The 2,449-nt window shown below is 46.9% G+C and carries 2 protein-coding genes; one reads left to right on the top strand and one right to left on the bottom strand.

What is annotated here, in order from left to right; translation table 11 throughout:
- Nucleotides 1-85: 85 nt before the first annotated feature.
- Nucleotides 86-1,702: a transposase gene (locus ACJMM9_RS12535; RefSeq protein ID WP_405327502.1), complete on the top strand. Its 1,617-nt coding sequence runs from the start codon at nt 86-88 to the stop codon at nt 1,700-1,702.
- Between the two features lie 317 nt (nt 1,703-2,019).
- On the opposite strand, the gene ACJMM9_RS12530 is transcribed toward ACJMM9_RS12535, so the two are convergent.
- The coding region (locus tag ACJMM9_RS12530) for a prealbumin-like fold domain-containing protein (protein WP_405327500.1) at nt 2,020-2,449 on the bottom strand (430 nt) is incomplete at its 5' end.

Below are 2,449 nucleotides of genomic sequence, written 5' to 3'. Positions count from 1 at the left end.
TGGTTAGGGTGTCAAAAGTAATATGAATCACCTAATCCCTCACGCATCATGATATAATATAGATATCGAAAGTGAGGGCTTAGGTATGTCATTTAAGGTTAACCAGTTTCAACAGTTAAATTTGAACGATAGTTATATAAATACAACTCCGAGAGTCCAGAAAATGATTAGAAATTCATGGGCTAAGGATTTTTCGGATATAGTGTTCCCGGCTATCAATGAAGAGCGATTTTCGGTTCTTTACAGCGATAATGACGCTTCACGGCCAAACACCCCAATTAATGTTATTGTCGGCGCGCTCATGCTAAAGGAACTGAACAATCTGACAGATGATGAACTGCTCGAATCCATCTGCTGCGATGTACGCTACCAGTATGCCCTCCATACTACCAGTTATAAAGAGCAGCCGGTCAGTGACAGGACTTTCAGCCGATTCCGTGAACGCCTTTACAGCTACGAACTGGAAAAGGGCGAGGATCTCCTCAGCGATGAGATGAAGAGTCTCTCCGGCACATACGCTGATTTCATGAAGCTCCGGAAAAACGTCAAGAGGATGGACAGCCTCATGGTCGCCACACACAGCAAGGCTCTTTCACGGATCCAGATTATTTACCGCGTCGTGGCAAATGCCCTTAAGCTGATACACCGTCTCGGCTGTGATGCTCTGTTATCCACAGACCTGCTTCACTACCTCGATCCCGAGGATGAGAACCTGGTCATTTATCACAGTAAAGGTGATGAAGCGGAGCCCCGCCTTGAACAGACCATAAAGGATGCTATCCGGGTTCGGGATCTGATGGATGATGACAGCTGGCGTGAATTCCAGGAATATCAGCTCCTTATCCGTGTGCTGCGTGAACAGACGACATTTGAGAAGGGCGCTGAATCACCCGTTCTGAAGGAGGGCAGCGAAATTACGCCGCAAAGCTTACAGAACCCATCTGATCCGGATGCCACATACCGGGAGAAAGCCGGCAAAAAGCATAAAGGGTATGTGGCAAACATTGTCGAAACAGTAGGCGACGGCGGTGACAGTGTCATTTCTGACTTCAGCTATAAAACGAATGACCACAGCGACACTGATTTCGGCAGGGAATACATCGAGTCGCATACCGATAACGAAGAACGCGAACTGATGATTGCAGACGGCGCTTTCGGCAGTGAGGAAAACCGCAGGCTCGCTGAGAGCAGGAACATCGAACTTGTCACGACAGCATTGACCGGAGTTCTTCCAGATCCGGTTTTTTCAGAATACGAAATGGACAGCAAAGGCGAGCGTGTCATCAGGTGCCCCGCCGGCCATGAGCCGTTAGGTACGACGTATTATGAAAAAACGGGGATATGCCGTGCCCGGTTTTCAAAAGACCACTGTGGAAACTGTCCTTTCCGCGAGAAGTGCCGCGCTATAGAGCAAAAGAAAAACTTTGCAGTCATGGTGTCCGCGAAGAAAGTGTCCAGGGCAAAGTATCTGAAGAAGTTATCCACAGAGGATTATAAAAAGCTCACCAAACAGCGGAACGCTATCGAGGGTATTCCTTCTGTCCTGCGGAGGAAATACCGTGTCGATGAAGTCCCTGTCTTCGGCTATATCCGGTCCAAGATGTTCTTTGCGCTGAAAGTCGGGGCATATAATATCCGTAAAGTCTGTAACCACTGTAAACGTCAAAGGCACCAGTCTGCACTTTTGGCAGAAATGGCATGAGCAGGTGGAAGAAATAAGGCTCTATATATAGGAAGAAGCGATCAAATATGAAATTTTCTAACAATTCTCACTTGCATGTAGAGCCTACACCACTCTTAACCTATAGTTTTGACATCCAAATCATTTTTATGTCAATAAAAGGCTAATGATATATGCGCTAATATTATACATCCAATTCAATGTATTATCCACCCAAAAAACCTTAATTCATTTTAAGAAAGGGCACTTTGATTTCATGGATCCAAATAAGAAACGGCAAAAGCCGCATAAGATAAGACCAGCCCACCGAAATGGACTGGTCTCTTGTGTGAATCATGTTAAATTGCTCTGCGTCTTCTCAAAAGCAGCAATCCTGCTCCTGCAGTCAGAATCGCCCCAAGGATCGTAAAGATTCTTGTTCCATGTCCGCCGGTATGCGGCAGAGCTGCGCCGGGCTTGTTCTCAATAAAGAACGAATTAGTGTGCCACGCGTTCGATGCCATCGTATACTCTGCTTCCAGATGCACGATGCCGGTTACATCCACATTGAAGTACCATGGTGTTTCGACCAGTACATGCCCGGCAGGCGCTTTCTTTTCTTCAAGCATATACCGCCCAGGCTTTAATCCGGTGAACGTCGTCTTTCCGGTTTCAGAATCGACCGTCTGTATCTCCGACTTGTATGCTTCTGCACCGGTGATTTCGTGTCCATTCTCGTCCACTTTCGTAACCTGGAACTGCGCTCCTGCAAGGGTGTACGCATAATTC

This window comes from Fibrobacter sp. (assembly GCF_045112255.1).
In the GTDB taxonomy this organism is placed as follows: Bacteria; Fibrobacterota; Fibrobacteria; order Fibrobacterales; family Fibrobacteraceae; genus Fibrobacter.
The sequence above is the reverse complement of the archived record's forward strand: the minus strand, read 5'-3'. Positions and strand labels throughout refer to the sequence as shown.